This is a genomic window from Holophagales bacterium, from assembly GCA_016699405.1.
In the GTDB taxonomy this organism is placed as follows: Bacteria; Acidobacteriota; Thermoanaerobaculia; order Multivoradales; family JAGPDF01; genus JAAYLR01.
The window spans coordinates 1758989-1777785 of record CP064972.1; the positions used below are offsets into that span (position 1 = coordinate 1758989).

Here is an 18797-nt window from a genome sequence, read left to right on the forward strand (position 1 = left end):
TGGCATCCGTGCTTACCTGATCTTCACCGGAACCGGTCCGATCCTCGTGCTCTCGACCTATCCGAAGCTCACCGACGAGCGGCTGGTGAGCAAGCTGCGCTACAAGGGGATCGACAAGTTCATCGCCTACGAGGTGGCGCTCGCCGCGGTGCAGGGGCGCTACGAGCACTCTTTCCAGAACGTGGCGCACGACCTCGAAGGGGTGGAGGACCTCCGCGTCCTCGACTTCAACGGCCACCAGATCATGGCCAACTTCTCGCTCGACGAGCTCGGGGACCCGATCAAGTTCGGCGGATGAGCTCGCGCAGCTCGATCCCGAGCTCGGCAAAGAGGCGCCGCGTCGCCGGCAGCGGCAGGCCGACGACGTTGGAGTAGTTGCCGCGGATCTCCTCGACGAGCAGCGCCCCCAGCCCCTGGATGGCGTAGGCGCCGGCCTTGTCCATCGGCTCGCCCGAGGCCACGTACCAGTCGATCTCCGCCGCGGCCAGCGGGGCGAAGACCACCGCCGTGCGCTCGACCGTCGACGCCTCGCGGCGCGGTTCGCCGCCGAGCACCAGGGCGACGCCGGTGAACACCTCGTGCTCCCGACCGGCGAGGTGCGCGAGCATGGCGCGGGCGTCGTCGGCGTCGCGCGGCTTGCCGAGCAGCGCTCCCTCCACCGCGACCACCGTGTCGGCAGCGAGGACCGCCTCGCCGGGGGCGCAGCGTGCCCGCGCCTTGGCGAGGGCGAGACGGCGGACGTAGACCTCCGGGCGTTCGCCGGGGAGCGCCGACTCGTCGAGGTCGACCGGTCGGACGACGAGCTCGAGGCCGAGCGCCGCGAGCATTTCGCGGCGGCGCGGCGAGCCCGAGGCGAGAACGAGGTGGAGCGCCATCAGCGCGGATAGTACCCGGCCGGCGCCTTGAGGGTGACGCCGGGCCGCGTCACCCGCACCTCGACCGGGCGGAAGCGCTCGGGGCCGGTCGTCGCCGTCGACTGGTAGGCGAGCAGGTACTGCGAGCGCAGCTCGTCGCGGATCTGGCGGTAGACCGGCTCGAGCTCGCGCGCCGCGTGGACGAGGAAGACGCGACCGCCGGTCTCGCGGGCGAGCTGGTCGAGACGAAGCTGGATGTCGGCCGGCTTCTGCGGCAGGTCGAGGCCGATGAAGTAGAGCGCCACGCCGGTGCGCCGCGCGTACTCGAGCACCTCATCGTGGCGGTGGCGCGAGCCGGAGTCGGCGCCGTCGGTCAGCACCACCAGGGCGCGTCGTCCGCGGACGCCGCTGAAGTAGTGAAGGGAGAACGCCACCGTGTCCCAGAGGGCGGTCTCGCCTTCGGCGGCGAGCCCGGAGAGCGCCCCGGCGAGAACTTCGAGGTTGCCGGTGAACCGTGCGGCGAGACGCGGTCCGTCGGCGAAGGTGATGACGGCGGCGCGGTCGCGCGGGGTCAGCACCTGGGTGAAGAAGGCGTAGGCGGCGCGCTCGGCCTCGGGAAGCCGCTCGACCATCGAGCCCGAGGTGTCGATCACCACCGCGGCGTAGAAGGGCAGGTTGTCCACCCGTTCGAAGCGCTGGAGCGTCTGGGCGGAGCCGTTCTCGAGCACCGAGAGCTCGCGCTCGGCGAGGTCCTCGACCGGCCGGCCGCGGCGGTCGAGGGCGGTGACGTAGAGCTCGACGAGATCGACGTCGACCGACTCGAGACCCGGCGGAGCGTTCACCACGACGAGGTCCTCGTCGGTGAGGCCGTTGGCGAGCGTCGCGACGACGCGGACGAAGGTCATCCCGCCGTTCTGCGGCAGCCGGAGCGGCTGGACGAACGGCGGCTGGTAGAGCGTGGCGAGCCGCTCCTGGTCGAGGAAGAACTCGACCTTCTCGAGCTCCTCGCCCTCGGGCACCTCGACCTCCGCCTCGGCGCGCAGGCTCTCGCGGTAGATGCGGTCGCGGCGCGGCTCGCGCAACCGGACGGCGAAGCGATGCGGCCCGCCGTTGATCGGCGCCTCGTCGCGCGCCAGCTCCTTGCCCGCGCCGTCGTAGGCGGCGACCGACACCCAGTGCAGACGGGGGGCGACGCCGAGGTCGAGCTCGACCGAGTAGGGCGCCCGGCTCTTCGACATCACCACGCGCCCGTCGAGGGCGAAGGCGACGCGGGCGATCCCTGCGCCGCGCACGCGGGCGTCGACACGCAGCCTGCCGGTGATCAGGCGATCGGCCGGGACGGTGAGCTGGACGTCGTGGTCGGCGCTCGGCAGGTCGGTGACCGCCTCGGCGAAGGCGCCGGCGGTGGCCGGCGACGGCCGAGGAGAACCCGCGACAGGAGTTGCCGGCGTGCCCGGCACGAGGGCGGCGTTCCCGCTCGTCGTGCCCGCCGCGCCGTCCGCGGTGAGCACCGGCACCTCGAGCGCGCGTTCGGTGCGGAAGAAGCGGTGGCCGTGGAGGTCTTCGAGGCGCAGCACGAGGCGATAGGGCCCCGGGCGGAGGCGGCGCTGGAAGAGGAGCGGCAGGTTGCCGCTCGCCTTCGAGCCCCCCGCGTCGCCCTGCGCGGCGACGGGTAGGTCGAAGCGGTAGCGGAAGCGCTCGAAGAGCTCGTCGCCTTGCAGCACCTCGCCGTCGAGGACGAACGAGTAGCCGCGATGCGGCCCGAGCTCGCCGACCGTGGCGACGGCGCGATCGATCTCCAGCCAGCCGTCGACGAGCGTCCGGTTCTGGTGTCGTCCGGGGAAGTCGAAGGCCAGCGTCGCCGGCAGCTCGGCGGCACCGGCCGGCAGATCGGTCGAGCGCGCCGAAAAGGCCGAGAGCCACTCGTCGCTCGGCTGGGGGAGCAGCGCCGGATGCTTGCGGGCGCTCGGCCAGTCGAGCGCCGAGGTGAGCGCGGAGGAGACGTGGTCGTCGCCGCCGCACGCCTGGTCGAGGCGGGCGAGCACCTCGGCATCGCTGCCCCCGAGCAGCCCCGGGTCGAGGAGCGCGAAGAGCCCCTGACTCGGGCTCCACAGCCGGTAGCGCGGGCCGGTCTCCCCGCGCGTGCCGTCGGGATAGAAGACGAGATCGAAGTCGCCGGAGACACCGCCGGCCGCGGCGTACCACCAGGTCTCGAGCGGCCGGTTGAGCCCGACGCAACTGCGGTGCTCGAGGCGCGTCGGCTCGCCGAAGACGAGGTAGAGCAGGGCGCGCTCGTCGGCGAGCGAGCCGTAGCGCAGGCGTGCGGTCGGCAGCCGCTCTTCGAAACGCACCCGCAGCTCGTTGACCGGGGTCGCGGGGAACGGATCGTAGACGCGCCAGAAGCGCTCGACGAAGGCGTCGCGCTGGTAGTCGCGGGAGAGCGCCAGGAAGGCGAGGCGCGCCTCGGGAGTGAGGAGCGGGGCGGCGGCGTCGAGGAAGTCGCGGTGGCGCGGCGGCAGCTCGGCCGGCGATGCCTCGTCGGCTGCACCGCCGAGCGCGGCGAGCGGGAGCAGCAGCAGGAGGAGCGCCGCGGCGCGCGCCATCGAACGCGGTCTCATTCGCGCCGCGATGTTCCACGGGTGCCGCGGTCGCCGGCTCCTCACGGGTAGTAACCGCGCAGGGTCTTCGCCTCGAGGCCGGAGCGTTCGACCTTGACCTCGACGGTGCGGAACTTCGGATCGCGCGTCGTGTTGCTCGACTGGTAGGCCAGCAGGTAGCGGGAGCGCAGCTCTTTCTCGATCTCCTGGTAGATCACCGGCAGCTCGGCGGCGGTCTTGACGAAGTAGGCGCGTCCGCCGGTCTCGTCGGCGAAGCGGTTGAGCACGCGCCGCGTCTCCCACTCCTTGCGGGCGATGTCGACGCCGATGGTGTAGATCGCCACGCCGGCACGCCGCGCGAAGTCGAGGGTGTCCTCGTAGGTGAAGCGGCTCCCCTCGTCCTTGCCGTCGGACAGCAGCAGCAGCGCGCGCTGTCCCTTGACGCCGTTGAAGTAGAAGAGCGAGAAGACGATGGTGTCGTAGAGCGAGGTGCCGCGTTCGGCCTTCAGTCCGGTGAGACCGGCAGCCAGCGTGAGCAGGTCGCTGGTGAACTTGGCCGACAGCGTCGGCCGGTCGTTGAAGGTGATCACCGCGGCGCGGTCGCGCGGCTTGATGGCGCTTTCGATGAAGCCGAGCGCCGCCTGCTTGGCCTCGAGCAGGCGTGGCTCCATCGAGGCCGAGACGTCGAGCAGCACGCCGACGTGGACCGGCAGGTTCTCGACCTTCTCGAAACGGGTGAGCTGCTGCTCGACGCCGTCCTCGAAGACCTTGAACTCCTTTTCGTCGAGGTCGCCGACCGGGTGGTTCTGGCGGTCGACGACGCTGGTGAAGAGCTCGACGAACTGCACCTCGACCTCCTCGAGGTACTCCGGGGCGTTGACGAAGACGAGGTCCTCGGTCGAGTTGCCGTCCGGCAGGTAGGCGACGGCGCGCAGGTAGGCGATCTGGCCGCCCGGCGGCAGCAGGATCGGCTGGGTGAACGGCTCCTGGTAGAGCGTGGCGACGAGGGTCTCGTCGAGGAAGAGCTCGACCCGCTCGACCGCCTCGCCCTCCGGCAGCTCGACGCGCACCTCCGCCCGCAGGCTGTCTTTGAAGCGCTTCCCGCGCTGCGGCTCGACGAAGTGCACGGCGAAGCGGTGCGCGCTCGAGTTGATCAGGTACTCGTCGTGCGACAGCGAGCGGTTCGCCGCGTCGAAGGCCTCGGCGCGCAGGGTGCGGGTGCGCGGCATGTGGCCGAGGTCGAGCTCGACGCTGTAGGGCGGGCGGGTCTTGGTCAGCAGCGGCTTGCCGTCGAGCGAGAAGGTCACCTGGGCGATGTCGTCGCCGGTGGTCAGCGTGTCGAAGCGCACCATGCCGGCGAGCATCTCGCCGCGCGGCGGGATGATCGCCACCGTGGTGTCGCCGGTGTGGATCGCCGCGTTGGCTTCGGCGAGGAGCCGGGCGGTTTCGGGATCCGGCGCCGGCGGACCGGTCTCGCCTTCGACCGCCGGCACGTCGAGCGCCACCTCGGTGCGGAAGAAGCGGTTGCCGTTGAGGTCCTCGAGCCGCAGGATGAGCCTGTAGGAGCCGGGGCGCAGCAGGCGCTCGAAGACCAGCGGGATCTTCTCGCCCACCTGCTCGACGGGGAAGTCGAACTTGTAGCGGAAGCTGTCGAAGAGGCGCTTGCCGCGCAGCACCTCGCCGTTGACGAGGAAGTTGTACGAGCGGTGACCGCCGAGCTCGGCGAGCGTGGCCGCCGCGGCGGTGACGCCGACGACGGACTGCACCACCGTGCGGCTCTGTCGCCGCGTCGGATAGGAGACCGTGATCTCGGCGGGCAGCGGCGCCGCATCGGACGGCACGTCGGTGGAATAGGCGTTGAAGGTGGCGACCCACTCGTGTACCGGCACAGCGGTGGGCTTCTCCGCCGCGCGGAGCTGGTTGGCGTAGCCGAGCATCCCCTGGCGCAGGACGAAGTTGATCGCCGAGGCGAGCTGGTCGCCGTTCGTGCAGGTGTCGCGTACCGCGGCGAGCAGCTCGGCGTCGCTCGCCGGGCCGGGGAACTGGAAGAGGGCGGCGAGGCCACGCGACGGCTCCCAGAGACGGAACGGCCCGAGGCCGTACTCGCGGGCGAAGAGGAAGACCATCACCTCGCGCACCCGGTCGGACGGCGGGTAGATCCAGGCCTCGAGCGGCCAGAGCAGGTTGTTGCAGGTGCTGCGCACCAGCGTGCCGGGCGAGCCGTTGAGCAGGAAGATGCGCGAGCGATCCTCCTTCAGGCTGCCGAACTCGCTCTTGGCCTGCTGGACCCGCGCCTCCCAGCTTTCGCGCGCGACGTTGCGTCCGGAGTCGGGGTAGAGGTCGCGCGCCTGCCAGAAGCGGTCGATGAAAGCGTCGCGCTGGTAGTCCTTCTCGAGGCTGAGGAAGGTGTCGCGCTCGGCCTTCGAGATGATCGCTTCGACCGACTCGAGCCACTCGCGATGCGCCGGCGAGAGGTCTTTCGGATCGTGCTTGACCGGTTTGGCAGCGCTCTTGGCGGCCGGTGTGGCGCTCGGCCGGGGGGCGGCGGCGCTCGGCGGAGGGCTCGCCGGTGCCACGGCGGAGGGTGGCGCCGCCGCTGGAGGCGGAGTCGCGGCCGCTGGAACCGAAGGCGCAGCCGCTGGAGCCGATGGCGCAGCCGCTGGAGTCGAAGGCGCAGCCGCTGGAACCGATGGCCCGGCCGCTGGAGCCGATGGCGCCGTCGGGGTCGGGGCGATCGCCGGCGCCGCGCTCTGGGCGGCGGCCGGGTCGGAAAAACCCCCGGGGAGTGCCGCGACCAGCCAGGCGGCGATCAGCAGGGGGGCGAAGGGGCGCTCGGGCATGCGGGGCTCCTCGTCTCAACCTGTCATACGTTGCAAGAACGCTACCGGATATCGACGAGGGATCGCGAGGGCTAGAATCCGCCCGCGATGCCGCCGCTCTACTTCGACCACAACGCCACTTGCCCGCTCGACGCCCGGGTCCGTGAGGCGATGCTGCCATGGATGGGCGAGCGATGGGGTAACCCCTCGTCGATCCATCGCTTCGGCCAGGCGGCGCAGGCGGCGGTGGAGGAGGGACGCGAGCGAATCGCCCGCCTGATCGGCGCCGATCCGCTCGAGATCGTGCTCTGCGGCTCGGGCACCGAGGCGAACAACGCCGTGGTGTGGAGCGCGGTGCGCCCGGCGGTGTCCGGACCCCGGCCGGGTCATCTCGTCGTCTCGGCGCTCGAGCATCCCTCGGTGCGGGCCGCGGCCGCGCATCTCGCCGCCCGGGGCTGGGAGGTCACCGAAGTGTCCCCGGAGCAGGACGGCGTCGTCGCTCCGCCGGCGATCGTCGCGGCGCTCCGCCCGGAGACGGCGCTCGTCGCCCTGCAGTTGGCCAACAACGAGGTGGGGACGATCCAGCCGGTGGCCGAGGTTGCGGCGCGCTGCCGCGAGCGCGGTGTGCCGGTGCTCTGCGACGCCGTCCAGGCGGCAGGGAAGATCCGCGTCGACTTCGCGGCGCTGGGTGTCGACTATCTGGTGATCGCCGGTCACAAGTTCCACGGACCGCTCGGCGCGGCGGCGCTGGCGATCCGTGGCGGCGCGCCGTTCGCCCCGTTGCTCCTGGGTGGCGCGCAAGAGCGCCGCCGGCGTGCCTCGACGATCAACGTGCCGGCGGTCGTGGGGCTCGGTGCGGCGGCCGACCTTGCCCGGCGCGAGCTCCCCGAGCGGACGGCGCGGCTCGCGGCGCTGCGCGATCGCTTCGAGAGCGGGCTGGCGGCGATCCCGCGTCACGTCGTCCACGGCACGTCGGCACCGCGGCTGCCGAACACCACGCACGTGGCGTTCGAGGGCCTCGAAGGGCAGACGCTGATGATCCGTCTCGATCTCGCCGGGTTCGCCGTCTCGACCGGCTCGGCGTGCGCCGCCGGGGTCGTCGAGCCGAGCCGGGCGCTGCTCGCCATGGGGGTCTCGGCCGCGGAGTCGATCGCGTCGCTGCGCGTCAGCGTCGGTCTCGGCAATTCGGCCGACGAGGTCGATGCGCTGCTCGCCGCCCTGACGCGCGAAGTCGACGCCCTGCGACGGGCGCGGGCGGGGCGATGAGCGGCCTCGTCGCCGTCGCGATGAGCGGCGGGCTCGATTCGTCGGTGGTCGCCTGGCTGCTCGCCCAGCGCGGTGAGCCCGTCGTCGGGCTCTCGATGCTTCTCTGGGACCGCTCGCACGAAGCGGTGCACGGTCGCTGCTGTGGCGCGCTCGACCTCGGCGACGCACGGCGCGTCGCGGCGCTCGCGGGGATCCCGCACTACACGCTGCGCCTCGATGCCGAGTTCCGGGAGCGGGTCGTCGACCCGTTCGTCGCCGACTACCTCGCCGGGAAGACGCCGTCGCCCTGCGTGCGCTGCAACACCTTCGTCAAGTTCGACCTGCTGCTCGAGCGCGCCCGCGAGCTCGGTGCCACGGCGGTGGCGACCGGACACTACGCCCGCATCGTCGACGGAGCCGACGGGCCCGAGCTGCACGCGGCGGTCGACGCGGAGAAGGACCAGAGCTACTACCTCTTCGAGCTCACCGCGGCGCAGCTTTCCGCGTCGCGCTTCCCGCTCGGCGAGATGACCAAGCGCGAGGTGCGCGAGCTCGCTCGTGTCGCGGCGCTGCCGGTGGCGGAGAAGGGCGAGAGCATGGAGGTCTGCTTCGTCGACTCCGGCGTGCGCGAGTTCGTCGAGGCGGAAGTGGCAGCGGCGCCGGAGCGCTTCACCGCCCCGGCGCTCGGCCGCCCGGCCGAGCTGGTCGACATGGCCGGGCACCATCTCGGCGAAGGCTCGCCCTACTATCGCTACACCGTCGGCCAGCGCCGCGGCCTCGGCCTCGCGGCGAGCGACCGGCGCTACGTCCTGCGCGTCCTGCCGGAGGCCAACCAGGTCGTGGTCGGCGAGGTCGAGGCGCTGGCTGCGACGGGGCTTCGCGGCGAACGGCTGCACTGGATCGGCCCGGCCCCAGTCGGCGAGATCGCGGCGACGGTGAAGATCCGCTCGCGCCACCCGGGCGTCGCCTGCACGATCCGCGCGCTCCCCGGGCAAGCCGCTGACGTGCGCTTCGCCACGCCGCAGCGCGGCGTCGCTCCCGGGCAAGCAGCGGTCTTCTACGACGGCAGTCGCGTGCTCGGCGGCTGCTGGATCGACGGGTCGATGTAGATTCCGATCGGAGGGTCCAACCCCGCCCGATCGGGTGGGGCGGTTCTGAAGACGTTTTCACTAGCGTGATCGAATGGAGGCGATCACTTCGTGCGAGCGGGATCGGCCCTGTCCGATCAGTTTTCTGCCGTGTCCGGGTGACTGCGTCTTCTCGGAGGTCATGCAGAGCGCTCGCCACGGCATCGTGGTGCTCGATACCGAACGCGAAACGCTGTACTTTGCCAATCGCGAAGCGCTTGCGATGCTGGCCGAGGCTCGGGTGCCGGCGCAGTACGGCGAAATCCTCGAGGCGTTTCTCGAAGGCTCCGAGTCGGGAGGTGCGGCTCCATCGAGACCGGATCGGGTGTCGCGCCGGTTCGGGGACCGGCTGTTGGGTTTCAGTCGATACGGTGTCGGGAGGTTTCGCTGGGTCTTCTTCCGCGACATCTCGGAGTCGGCACGGCTCGAGTCGATCGCCGAGGCCATCGAGATCTCCAACAGCTTCGCGCACGTCTTCGCCGCGGTTCGACACGAGATCGGCAATCCGATCAATTCGGTGAAGATGGCCCTTTCGGTGCTGCGCAAGAACCTCGAACGGTTCGAGCGGGAGACGGTTCTCGACTATCTCGACCATTCGCTCGCCGACCTCGGCCGTGTCGAGGACCTGCTCGCCTCGTTGCGCAGCTTGAGCTTCTACGACGACTTGAAGCTCGAGCCGCTGCTCGTCGACGAATGGATGAGGGAGTTCGCGCTGCTCGCCCAGAGAGGATTCCACGAGCGTGGAATCGCCCTGGAGTTCGCCGCGGGAGCTCCGGGGGTCATGGCGAGGGTCGACTCTCGCGCCTTGCAGCAAATCCTGGTGAACCTCGTGGCCAACGCGGCGGAGGCGGCCGCCGAACGCCAGCGACCGGAGATCCGCATCGAGACCTGCCGGCGGGAGGCCCTGGTCGAAATCAGGGTCATCGACAACGGGTCGGGAATCCGGCCCGAGCTCGCCGACCAGATGTTCCGGCCGTTCTTCACGACCAAGGAGCAAGGGACCGGACTCGGCCTGGTGATCGTTCGTCGGCTCCTTGCCCGGATGAACGGCTTGGTCGAGCTCTCCAGCCTTCGCGGCGAAGGAACGACGGCGCTCGTCACCCTCCCCGAGGCGGCGGAGTGAGCGGAGCGCGGCGCCGCCTTCTGGTGGTCGAAGACGAGCTCTTCTTCGCCCAGATGGTGCGCGACGACCTCTCTCGTGAGGGGCTCGAAGTCGTTCTCGCCGCCACGCTCGCCGAGGCGAGGCGAGTGGCCCGCGAGCGACCGCCGGATGTCGTGTTGCTCGACCAGCAGTTGCCCGACGGCGTCGGTGCCGACCTCTGCGGCGAGCTGCTCGAGCTCAACGACGAGGTGAAGGTGATCTTCGTCACCGCGTTTCCTCACTTCGACAACGCGCTGCGTGCACTCCGGCAGGGCGCCTTCGACTATCTGACCAAACCGTGCGAGCCGCTGGCGATGCAGCACGCGGTGGATCGCGCCTTGCGTACGCTGGAGCTCGAGCGGGGGGCGTCGCGACTCTCGTGGCGTCGCCAACGTGAGGCCGTCCGCGCGTTGTTGCCCGGAATGCCGGTCGACGCCGCGCTGCGAGGTGCGCTCGAGCTGGCGGTCGAGGCCGACGTGCCTGTCTTGCTGAGCGGCGAGACAGGAACCGGCAAGACGTTCTTCGCGCGTTTGATCCACTACTCGGGGGCTCGCCGCAACGGCGAGTTCGTCCCGGTCAACTGCGCAGCGCTGCCGGAGAGCCTCTTCGAGGCGGAGCTCTTCGGTCACGAGCGCGGAGCCTTCACCGGTGCCATTGCCACGCGACCGGGGCTCTTCGAGCTCGCCGACGGTGGCTCGATCCTGCTCGACGAGATCGGCGAGATGTCCCTCGCCCTCCAAGCGCGATTGCTCCAGGTGCTCGACACCCGCGAGGTGCGGCGCATCGGCGGGAACGCCGCCCGTCAGGTCGACTTCCGGCTCCTCGCGGCAACCAACGTGGACCTCGACATGGCGCTGCGCGAGCGACGCCTGCGCACCGATCTCTACTACCGGCTCGCGGTGCTGCGGATTCACCTGCCGGCGCTGCGCGAGCGGTTGAGCGAGTTGCCCGCCATCGTCGACGGGCTCCTGGTTCGACTTGGCAACGGCGAGCGGCTCCCGCCACTCGCCCCAGGCGAGATGGAGCGGCTGGCCGACTACCCCTGGCCGGGCAATCTGCGCGAGCTCCGCAATGTGCTGGAGCGCGCCCTGTTGCTGTCGCGCGGCGGAGAGCTGCGGCCGGGTACGCTGCTCGCCGGTGCGACCGCCGGAAGGCCGCGTGCGGCCGAACGGGAAGAGGCCTTGGCGTCGCTCGCCGAGGTCGAGCGACGACAGATCGAGATCGCGCTGGTGCGCTGCGGCGGCAACCTCGCCGGCGCAGCGAGATTGCTCGGGGTTTCCGTTTCGACGTTGCAGCGCAAGCCGGGAGTCGCCGGGCGCGCAAGAGCGTTACGCGCCGTCGCCGCGCACTGACCGTCGCATTGTGCGCTGTCGCTGTCGCTTCTCGACGGCTTCCCTGTGGCTTCCCTCGAGTTCTCGAGGGGTTTCCACCGCTCGAGAGCGGTTGGCACGTCTCGTGCTCAAGCGGCGTCCGTGAGGTTGCCGTGCGCACGATCCTGATCGTCGACGACGAGGAACTGTTTCGCCGCAGCCTGGCCGACGGACTCGAGGCGAGCGACCCGCACTGGACCGCCCTGACCGCCGAGGGCGCGGCGAGGGCACGCGAGATCCTCGAAACCACGCAGGTCGATCTGGTCGTCACGGATCTTCAGATGCCGGCGGGGAGCGGCTTTGAGCTGCTCGACTACCTTGTTCAGGCGCGCCCGTGGGTTCCGGTTCTGGTGGTGACCGCGCATGGCGGCGCGGCGACAGCCGCCCGGCTCTCTCGCATGGGCGTGGGGAGGTTGCTCGAGAAGCCTCTGGATTTCGAGGTCCTGGTCCGGAGCGTGGCGGAGGTTTTCGCGTCGAGTGCCGGTGGGCTCATGCGCGGCATCTCGCTATCGACCTTTCTGCAACTGCTCGAGATGGAGCGCCGGAGCTGCACGCTGCGCGTCTCGGCCAAGGGACGCGTCGGCTGGCTACACATTGTCGACGGCCAACTCGACGCCGCGGAGTGCGGCGAGCTCATCGACGAGAGCGCGGCCTACGAGGTCGTTTGCTGGGACGACGCGCTCCTCGAGATCCTGGCCACCCCGCCGGTCGCCTCCGGGAGGATGTCGCTGTCGATCCGCCAGGTGCTGCTCGACAGCTTTCGCCGGCGCGACGAGCTGGCCGCCGCAGCAGACCAGGCGACGACAAAGGTGTCGGACAACTCAACCTCGGCGCCCGCCGGTCGGACGGGTGTCGTCACCAGTCGAAAGGAGAAGCAGATGTCGGTCCAGGACAAGCTCAAGGAGTTGGCGGCGGTCGAGGGGTTTGCGGGCGCCGGAGTGTTCACCCCGCAGGGCGAGAGCCTCGCCATGGTCTCCGCCGGAACCGGATTCACCAAGGAGATCGGTGTTCTCGCGAACAACGTGCTGATGAACGCCCAGAAGGCGTCGATCGAGATGGGGGCCGGCCGCGGGCAGCAAGTGCACGTGACGGCCGAGAAGGCGCACATCCTCGTGCGCTGCCTCAACGAAGGCAACGACCCGCTCAAGTCCGAGCCCGGAAAGGCGCACATCCATCTCGTCATGGCCCTCTCCGACGACAGTGCCATCGGCATGGCGAAGATGAAGCTCAATGCGGTGATCGAGAAGCTCGGCCCCGACTTCCGGCTCTGAAGGCGGGTGCGACGAGTTCCTGCCCGCGGCGAGTTTCGCGACAGCACGGGAAGCTGCTGGAGCGACGTCTAGGGAAGCAGCCTGAGGCTCTGCCGCGCGAGGCGGGGAGCCTCAAGCTGAGCCGCCGAGAACGACCACGAACTCCCCCTTGAGGGCCGGGCGCGCGGCGAAATCGGCGAGCAGCTCCGGGAGCGGGCCACGCAGCGTCTCCTCGTGCAGCTTGGTCAGCTCGCGACAGATCGCCGCCGGGCGCTCACCGAGCTCGGCGACGGCGTCCTCGAGGCTGCGCAACAGGCGGTGCGGCGACTCGAAGAGCACGACGGTGTGCGGGAGGGCGCCGAAGCGGCGATAGAAATCGCGCCGCTTGCCGCTCTTCGGTGGCGCAAACCCGGCGAAGGTGAACGGGCAGGGTGGGAGCCCCGAGACGGCGAGCGCGGCGAGCACCGCCGAGGCGCCGGGGATCGGCTCGATCCGCACGCCGGCGGCGGCCGCTTCGCGCACCAGGAGGAAGCCGGGGTCGGAGAGCAGCGGTGTGCCGGCGTCCGAGACCAGGGCGATCGTCGCGCCTTGCTCGAGCATGGCGAGCAGGCGCGGCAGACGCGCCCGCTCGTTGTGCTCGTGGAGCGACAGGAGCGGCCGGCGCACGCCGAGATGGGCGAGGAGCTGGCCGCTGCGCCGGGTGTCCTCGCAGGCGACGAGGTCGGCGCCGGAGAGCGCCTCGCGCGCCCGCGCGGAGAGATCCGCGAGGTTGCCGATCGGGGTGGCGACGACGAGCAGGCGGCCGGCCATGATCTGTCGATCCTACGCGGCGCAGGGCAGCCCGGACACATCGGCGTCCGTTTTTCGGTGGCACGGCCGGGCGGAGCGGGCTAGCCTCTCCACCCATGAGCCGACTGCCCTCCCTCGCCGAGATGGAACGCGCCAGCCTCGATCGTGACCCCGCCTATGACGGCGTCTTCTGGCTCGCCGTCCGCACCACCGGGATCTTCTGTCGCCCGACCTGCCCGGCGCGCAAGCCGCTGCCGCAGAACGTCGAGTACCTGGCGACGGTTCGCGAGGCGCTCTTCGCCGGCTACCGCCCGTGCAAGCGCTGCCGGCCGCTCGAAGCCGCCGGCACGCCGCCGGAGTGGGTGACGCGCCTGCTCGCCGCCGCCGAACAGGCCGAGGGCGGGCGCTTGCGCGACGCGCAGATCCGCGCTCTCGGGATCGAGCCGGCGCGCGCCCGACGCCACTTCCAGCGCGAGTACGGCCTCACCTTCCAGGCTTACTGCCGCGCCCGCCGGCTCGGCGAGGCGTTCGACGGCCTGCGCCGCGGCGCCGACCTCGACGACTCGGGCTACGAGGCGGGGTTCGAATCGGCGAGCGGCTTCCGCGCCGCCTTCGCGCGGCTCTTCGGCGAGTCTCCGGGCGCCGTGGCGAAGAACCCGGCGACCGCAGCGTGCGTGCGCGTCGACTGGATCGAGAGCCCGCTCGGCCCGCTGGTCGCCGGGTCGAACGGCGAGGGGATCTGCCTGCTCGAGTTCACCGACCGCCGCGCCCTCGAGGCGCAGCTCGTCACGCTGAAGCGGCGGCTCGCCGCCGTCCTGGTGCCGGGGCGCGACGCGCTGCTCGACCAGTTGCGCGAGGAGCTGGCGGCCTATTTCGCCGGCGAACGGCGCGAGTTTTCCGTGCCGCTCGTCGAGCCCGGCACACCGTTCGAGCGCCGCGTCTGGGACGCGCTCGTCGCCATCCCCTACGGCGAGACGCGCTCCTACGCCGAGCTGGCACGCACCATCGGCTCGCCGGGCGCCTCGCGCGCCGTCGGTACCGCCAACGGCCGCAATCGCATCGCCATCGTCGTCCCCTGCCACCGCGTCGTCAACACGAACGGCGAGCTCGGCGGCTACGGCGGCGGGCTCTGGCGCAAGCAGTGGCTGCTCGACCTCGAACGCGGGGAGCGCCGGGAGGAGCGCGCCGCGCCCGCGCTCAGTCGCGCGGGATCTCGCGGTCGAGGTTGATGGCGCTGCCGGAGAGGCGGGCGATGAGCATCAGGCGGCGCTTGAAGCGGTTGGCGCGCTCGAGGGCGACGATCCGGTGGACGGTCGGCTCGGGGTAGCCGCGCTCGACGACCTCGTCGGGCAGCAGGCCCTGGTCGAAGAGCAGGTAGAGCACCTCGTCGGCGGTCTCGTAGTCGAAGCCGAGCTCGGCCTCGTCGGTCTGTCCCGGCCAGAGATCGGCCGAGGGGCGCTTGTCGACGACCTCGCGCGGCAGGCCGAGGGCGCGCGAGAGCTGCCAGACCTGCTGCTTGTAGAGATCGCCGAGCGGGTTGAACGAGCTCGCGTTGTCGCCGAAGACGGTCGAGTAGCCGAGCAGGATCTCGGTCTTGTTCGAGGTGCCGAGGACCAGGCAGCCGAGCTTCTTGGCCTGGTCGAAGAGGATGGTCATCCGCTCGCGCGCCATCTTGTTGCCGCGTCGTACGGCGTCGGCTTCGGGGTCGACGGCGGAGAAGTAGGCGTCGATCTGCGGCGTGATGTCGCAGGTGGCGAGCGCGAGGCCGAGCGTCGCCGCGACCGCCGCGGCGTCGCGCGCCGACTCGGGGCTCGACGAGCGGTAGGGCATGAAGAACGGGAAGACGCGCTCGCGGCCGAGAGCGCGGACGGCGAGCGCGGCGGCCAACGCCGAGTCGATGCCGCCGGAGAGTCCGACGGTCACGCCGCGCGCGCCGGCGGTGGCGACGGCGTCGGCGACGAAGCTGGTGAGCGCGGAGAGTGCCAGCTCCTCGTGGAGCACCAGACGTGCCGCGACCTCTCCCTTGCGGATCATTCCGGCCCCTCGATGTCGGTGCGCTCGGCGCGCAGCAGCGGCAGGCGCCAGCGCAGGCGGTCGACGGCGCGCAGGTCGAGGTCGGCGACGAGCAGGTGCTCCTCGAGGAAGGGGGCGCGCGCCAGCAGCTCGCCGCCCGGCCGCACGATGTGGCTCCCGCCGGTGTAGAACGAGCCCTCCTCCCAGCCGACGCGCCCGCAGTAGAGCACCCAGCAGGTGTTGAGCAGCGCCGTCGAGCGGGTGAGCGATTCCCAGTCCGACTGGCTCTCGGGAAGCGGCCCGGGGCCGAGCCGTCCGGGGCTCGCCGAGACGACCGCCACCAGCTTGGCACCGGCGCGCGCCAGACGTCGCGCCGGGTCGCTGTGCCAGAGGTCCTCGCAGATCAGGATGCCGAAATCGACCCCCGGCAGACGCGCCAGGTCGAGCCGCCGCCCCTCGCCGAAGAAGCGTCCCTCCTGGAAGAGCCCGTAGGTCGGCAGGTAGAGCTTGCGATGGGTGTGGCGCACCCCGCCGCCGGCGAGCAGCAGGGCGCTGTTGTAAAGCACCCCCTGGGCGTCCTCCTCGACCAGGCCGACGACCACCGCCATCTCGCCGGCAGCCGCGGCGAGGCGAGCGATCGCCGGTGAACGGTCGGGTCGCATCGCCACGCGTGACGTGAGGTGGAGCAGGCGGTAGCCGGTGAGCGAGAGCTCGGGGAAGAGCAGCAGGTCGACGCGCTCGGCGCGAGCGCGGGCGATCCACTCGAGATGCCGCTCGACATTGGCTTCGACGTCGCCCAGTCGCGCGTCGACCTGGGCGAGGCCGACGCGCAGGATCGCTCCGTCCGCGGCCATCGTGAGGCGGATGCTAGCATGCGCTCGCATGCGCTCCGGCCCGCTCCTGGGCCTCCTCGGCCTCCTCGCCATCGCTCCGCCGCCGGTGCGCGGTACCGCTGCGCCCATGCCGGCGCCGTCGCCCGCGCCGACGTCCGCACCGACGCCCGCGCCCGCAGCGGGCGGCGACTCGCCGGTGCTGTTCGACCGCATCGTGGCGCTGGTCGACGGCGACCCGATCCTGCTCTCCGACCTCGACCGGGCGATCGGCCTCGGCCTGCTCGGCAGCCGCCCCGGTGCAGATTTCGCGGCCGAGCGGCGGCGGGTCCTCGACCTGCTCGTCGAACAGCGGCTGCGCTACCACGAGATCGAGCGCTTCGGCTTCCAGGACGTCTCGGTGCACGCCATCGAAGAGCAGGTCGAAAGGGTGCGCTCCCGCTTCCCCGACGAGGCGAGCTTCGAGAAGCGCCTCGCCGAGCTCGGCCTCGACAGCCGGCAGTTGCGCCAGCTCCTGGCGCGGCAACTGCTCACCCTGGCCTTCGTCGAGGAACGGCTCGGCCCGCGTGTCTTCGTCGGCCTCGACGAGATCCGCCGCTACTACGACGAGCGACTGGTGCCCGAGATGCGCGACCGCGGCGAGGCGCCGTCGCCGCTCGAGAGCGTTCGCGAGCAGATCCGCAGCCTCCTCAAAGAGCAGCGACTCAACGAGGAGATCGACCGCTGGACCCGCGAGCTGCGGCGCGAAGCCGACGTCGTCGACTCGCTCGACCGCGCGCCGGTGCTCCCGCTGCCGCCGGTCGTGCCGTTGCACCAGCCCTGAGGGGAACGGCGCGTGGCGACCGGGCAAGGGCGCCGCGCGCCGCGATTCGGCTCCTCACTCCACGACGAGCCCGCTGCGCCGTGCGCGACCCCATCGCCTGCCGCGCGACGGCGGCGTTCTGCTCGCACTCGATCGGTCGGCGCGTTCAGCCCTTCGCGGTGAGCGCGCGCGGGCGCCAGCGGTAGCGGGCGAGGGAGAGGGTGCCGGCGGGGGAGAACTGCACGCCTTCCTGCTCGAGCAGGTGCTGCTGGAGTCGTTCGTGGCCGAAGCCGTCGGAGCGCGGGCTGGTGCGCCCCTGGGCGTTGACGACGCGGTGCCAGGGGAGGCGGCTCTCGTCGGGAAGGGTGTGCAGCGCGTAGCCGACCAGTCGAGGCTGGCGTGGGAGGCCGGCGAGCGCGGCGATCTGGCCGTAGGTCGCGACGCGACCGCGCGGGATGCGCGCCACCACCGCGTAGATCTTCTCGTACGAAAGCGGGGGTGCGGGCACGGCGAGGTCAGTAGTGGTAGCGCGCCTGGAGAAACTGGACGACGGCGTCGTCGACGAGGTAGACGATCCGATGCTCCTGCGTCAGCCGACGCGACCAGAGGCCCGGGGCCAGGTACTTGAGCGGCTCCGGCTTGCCCACACCCTGGAACGGGTCGCGCAGAACGGCCTCCACGAGATCGAGGGCTCGCAGCGCGACCTTTCGGTCGGTGGCGACCCAGAAGCGCAGGTCCTCTCGGAACTCGCGATGGAAGATCGGTTGCCGGACGGCACGCGGCACGCCGACCGTCCTAGCGGGTGGTGGCGAGATCGAGCTCGTGGCGGAGCTTGTTCACCGAGCTCGGCTTGCCCTTCGTCCGCTGCGCGCGACGCAGCGCGCGCACGAGGCGTTGGGCGTTCTTCGGCGAGCGCAGGAGATGGGCCGTCTCGAGCAGGCTGGCGAGCTCGTCGGCGGAGACCAGGGCGACGCTCTCGGCGCCGCGCCGCCGGATGATGACCGGTTCCCTCGTCGAGGCGACCTGATCGCAGAGCGCCGCGAGCATCGCGCGGGCGCTCGTGTAGGTGGTTTCGGTGATCATCGGCGGACCGTTCCTGTACAGGAGAACCGTACCACTCGTTGGCGAGGTCGTCCAGGCGCCTTCCGGGTCGGGGCTCGCTTCGCCCTTGCAGCGGAGCGGCGAAGCGTGGGGGCTCGAGGAACGATCGGCGCCAGGCTACCCCAGCGCGGCGAGGGTTTCCTTCTCGATCTCGTCCTTGGCCGGCGAGACGATGCCGAGCACCGTGGCGAGACGGTCGAGCCAGGCGCGCTCGGCCGGCGAGCCGTCGCGGTCGGCCACCACGGCGAGGGCGGCGAAGCGGTAGAGGACTTCGCGCGCCTCGGGGGCGAAGGCGAAGCCGGCGATCTCCTCGGGCGAGGCGGGCAGCACCAGGTCGCGGTGCACCTGGGCCACCTGCTCGTCGGAGAGGCCGGCCGAGCCGAGCTGCTCCTGGATCGCGGCGCGCTCCTCGGGGCTCATCCGGCCGTCGGCGAGCGCGGCGGCGATCATCGTGCGGACGATCGGGAAGACCGCTTCCGGGGGGAGCGCCCCGCTGGGTTCGGCGGAGGCCAAGGGGGCTGCTGTGGCTGGCGGGAGCGGCGGAACGGAGGGAGCCGCCGCCTCGGCGGAGGCGGCGGGTGGCGGTGGTGGCGGGGTGAACGAGGGCGGAGGAGGCGGCGGGGGCGGGATGGTCCCAGGGACCGCCGGAGAACCGGCGAAGCGCCCGCCGCCCGCTCCGCCCTGGGTCTGGCGGTAGCGCTCGGCGGCCAGCCCGCCGGCGAGCAGCGCGCCGCCGGCGAGCAGGATGTTCTTCGCTCCGATGCGATGCACCAGCCGGCCGGCGTCGAAGCCGGTCGACTGGCGGATCGCATTGCTGATCAGCGTCTCGAGCAGTCCCATTGTCTCCTCCTCCGCGAGG

18 protein-coding genes are annotated in these 18797 nt (G+C 71.4%); 8 read left to right on the top strand and 10 right to left on the bottom strand.

What is annotated here, in order from left to right:
* Positions 1–4 precede the first annotated feature (4 nt).
* Positions 5–298 carry a hypothetical protein gene (locus IPJ17_07365; GenBank protein QQR76114.1) on the top strand — a complete coding sequence of 98 codons (294 nt, stop codon included), beginning with the start codon at positions 5–7 and terminating at the stop codon, positions 296–298.
* On the opposite strand, the gene maf is transcribed toward IPJ17_07365, so the two are convergent.
* From maf to IPJ17_07380, 3 genes are read right to left on the bottom strand one after another with little or no spacing between them, the layout of a single operon-like run.
* Positions 282–875, bottom strand: coding sequence for a septum formation inhibitor Maf (gene maf, locus IPJ17_07370; GenBank protein QQR75385.1), 594 nt, complete (start codon positions 873–875; stop codon positions 282–284). The genes IPJ17_07365 and maf overlap by 17 nt on opposite strands.
* Positions 875–3472 carry a VWA domain-containing protein gene (locus IPJ17_07375; GenBank protein QQR75386.1) on the bottom strand — a complete coding sequence of 866 codons (2598 nt, stop codon included), beginning with the start codon at positions 3470–3472 and terminating at the stop codon, positions 875–877. The genes maf and IPJ17_07375 overlap by 1 nt, the downstream gene beginning before the upstream one ends.
* Positions 3473–3513: 41 nt before the next feature.
* Positions 3514–6027 (bottom strand): VWA domain-containing protein, encoded by a 2514-nt coding sequence (locus IPJ17_07380; protein ID QQR75387.1) that lies wholly within the window; start codon positions 6025–6027, stop codon positions 3514–3516.
* 351 nt (positions 6028–6378) lie between these two features.
* Between IPJ17_07380 and IPJ17_07385 the strand changes: the two genes are divergently transcribed.
* From IPJ17_07385 to IPJ17_07405, 5 genes are all read left to right on the top strand, one after another.
* On the top strand, positions 6379–7536 hold the full coding sequence (locus IPJ17_07385) for a cysteine desulfurase (protein ID QQR75388.1): 1158 nt from the start codon (positions 6379–6381) through the stop codon (positions 7534–7536).
* Complete coding sequence (gene mnmA / locus IPJ17_07390) at positions 7533–8624, top strand: tRNA 2-thiouridine(34) synthase MnmA (GenBank protein ID QQR75389.1); 1092 nt, start codon at positions 7533–7535, stop codon at positions 8622–8624. Before IPJ17_07385 ends, mnmA begins: the two co-directional genes overlap by 4 nt.
* A gap of 160 nt (positions 8625–8784) precedes the next feature.
* The gene (locus tag IPJ17_07395) at positions 8785–9765 is read left to right on the top strand and encodes a GHKL domain-containing protein (GenBank protein ID QQR75390.1); all 981 of its coding nucleotides are present in this window, start codon (positions 8785–8787) and stop codon (positions 9763–9765) included.
* Positions 9762–11135: a sigma-54-dependent Fis family transcriptional regulator gene (locus IPJ17_07400; protein QQR75391.1), complete on the top strand. Its 1374-nt coding sequence runs from the start codon at positions 9762–9764 to the stop codon at positions 11133–11135. The genes IPJ17_07395 and IPJ17_07400 overlap by 4 nt, the downstream gene beginning before the upstream one ends.
* 131 nt (positions 11136–11266) lie before the next feature.
* Entirely contained in the window at positions 11267–12424 is a 1158-nt protein-coding gene (locus tag IPJ17_07405; GenBank protein ID QQR75392.1) for a response regulator, read from the top strand.
* Positions 12425–12535: 111 nt separating this feature from the next.
* Here IPJ17_07405 and rsmI read toward each other — a convergent pair whose 3' ends face one another.
* Positions 12536–13213: a 16S rRNA (cytidine(1402)-2'-O)-methyltransferase gene (rsmI, locus tag IPJ17_07410; protein QQR75393.1), complete on the bottom strand. Its 678-nt coding sequence runs from the start codon at positions 13211–13213 to the stop codon at positions 12536–12538.
* Between the two features lie 122 nt (positions 13214–13335).
* Between rsmI and IPJ17_07415 the strand changes: the two genes are divergently transcribed.
* Positions 13336–14421: a bifunctional transcriptional activator/DNA repair protein Ada gene (locus tag IPJ17_07415; GenBank protein ID QQR76115.1), complete on the top strand. Its 1086-nt coding sequence runs from the start codon at positions 13336–13338 to the stop codon at positions 14419–14421.
* On the opposite strand, the gene IPJ17_07420 is transcribed toward IPJ17_07415, so the two are convergent.
* Both IPJ17_07420 and IPJ17_07425 read right to left on the bottom strand, forming a co-directional pair.
* Positions 14390–15226, bottom strand: a complete 837-nt coding sequence (locus IPJ17_07420; GenBank protein QQR75394.1) for an NAD+ synthase — start codon at positions 15224–15226, stop codon at positions 14390–14392. The genes IPJ17_07415 and IPJ17_07420 overlap by 32 nt on opposite strands.
* A complete protein-coding gene (locus IPJ17_07425) occupies positions 15223–16089 on the bottom strand; it encodes a carbon-nitrogen hydrolase (protein QQR75395.1) in 867 nt (288 codons plus the stop codon). The genes IPJ17_07420 and IPJ17_07425 overlap by 4 nt, the downstream gene beginning before the upstream one ends.
* Between IPJ17_07425 and IPJ17_07430 the strand changes: the two genes are divergently transcribed.
* Complete coding sequence (locus tag IPJ17_07430; GenBank protein ID QQR75396.1) at positions 16088–16858, top strand: hypothetical protein; 771 nt, start codon at positions 16088–16090, stop codon at positions 16856–16858. The two genes, IPJ17_07425 and IPJ17_07430, sit on opposite strands and share 2 nt — an antisense overlap.
* Positions 16859–17003: 145 nt before the next feature.
* On the opposite strand, the gene IPJ17_07435 is transcribed toward IPJ17_07430, so the two are convergent.
* From IPJ17_07435 to IPJ17_07450, 4 genes are all read right to left on the bottom strand, one after another.
* Positions 17004–17345, bottom strand: coding sequence for an MGMT family protein (locus tag IPJ17_07435; protein ID QQR75397.1), 342 nt, complete (start codon positions 17343–17345; stop codon positions 17004–17006).
* A gap of 7 nt (positions 17346–17352) precedes the next feature.
* A complete protein-coding gene (locus tag IPJ17_07440) occupies positions 17353–17622 on the bottom strand; it encodes a Txe/YoeB family addiction module toxin (GenBank protein ID QQR75398.1) in 270 nt (89 codons plus the stop codon).
* A gap of 10 nt (positions 17623–17632) precedes the next feature.
* Positions 17633–17920, bottom strand: coding sequence for a type II toxin-antitoxin system prevent-host-death family antitoxin (locus IPJ17_07445; protein QQR75399.1), 288 nt, complete (start codon positions 17918–17920; stop codon positions 17633–17635).
* 135 nt (positions 17921–18055) lie between these two features.
* A complete protein-coding gene (locus tag IPJ17_07450; protein ID QQR75400.1) occupies positions 18056–18778 on the bottom strand; it encodes a DUF533 domain-containing protein in 723 nt (240 codons plus the stop codon).
* Between the last annotated feature and the right edge of the window lie 19 nt (positions 18779–18797).

What these genes read in the sequence shown, in the direction of transcription:
- rsmI (QQR75393.1), bottom strand. Translation starts at nt 13,213, where the DNA reads ATGGCCGGCCGCCTGCTCGTCGTCGCCACCCCGATCGGCAACCTCGCG.
- IPJ17_07425 (QQR75395.1), bottom strand. Translation starts at nt 16,089, where the DNA reads ATGCGAGCGCATGCTAGCATCCGCCTCACGATGGCCGCGGACGGAGCG.
- mnmA (QQR75389.1), top strand. Translation starts at nt 7,533, where the DNA reads ATGAGCGGCCTCGTCGCCGTCGCGATGAGCGGCGGGCTCGATTCGTCG.
- IPJ17_07430 (QQR75396.1), top strand. Translation starts at nt 16,088, where the DNA reads ATGCGCTCCGGCCCGCTCCTGGGCCTCCTCGGCCTCCTCGCCATCGCT.
- maf (QQR75385.1), bottom strand. Translation starts at nt 875, where the DNA reads ATGGCGCTCCACCTCGTTCTCGCCTCGGGCTCGCCGCGCCGCCGCGAA.
- IPJ17_07445 (QQR75399.1), bottom strand. Translation starts at nt 17,920, where the DNA reads ATGATCACCGAAACCACCTACACGAGCGCCCGCGCGATGCTCGCGGCG.
- IPJ17_07385 (QQR75388.1), top strand. Translation starts at nt 6,379, where the DNA reads ATGCCGCCGCTCTACTTCGACCACAACGCCACTTGCCCGCTCGACGCC.
- IPJ17_07375 (QQR75386.1), bottom strand. Translation starts at nt 3,472, where the DNA reads ATGAGACCGCGTTCGATGGCGCGCGCCGCGGCGCTCCTCCTGCTGCTG.
- IPJ17_07450 (QQR75400.1), bottom strand. Translation starts at nt 18,778, where the DNA reads ATGGGACTGCTCGAGACGCTGATCAGCAATGCGATCCGCCAGTCGACC.
- IPJ17_07420 (QQR75394.1), bottom strand. Translation starts at nt 15,226, where the DNA reads ATGATCCGCAAGGGAGAGGTCGCGGCACGTCTGGTGCTCCACGAGGAG.
- IPJ17_07415 (QQR76115.1), top strand. Translation starts at nt 13,336, where the DNA reads ATGGAACGCGCCAGCCTCGATCGTGACCCCGCCTATGACGGCGTCTTC.
- IPJ17_07395 (QQR75390.1), top strand. Translation starts at nt 8,785, where the DNA reads ATGCAGAGCGCTCGCCACGGCATCGTGGTGCTCGATACCGAACGCGAA.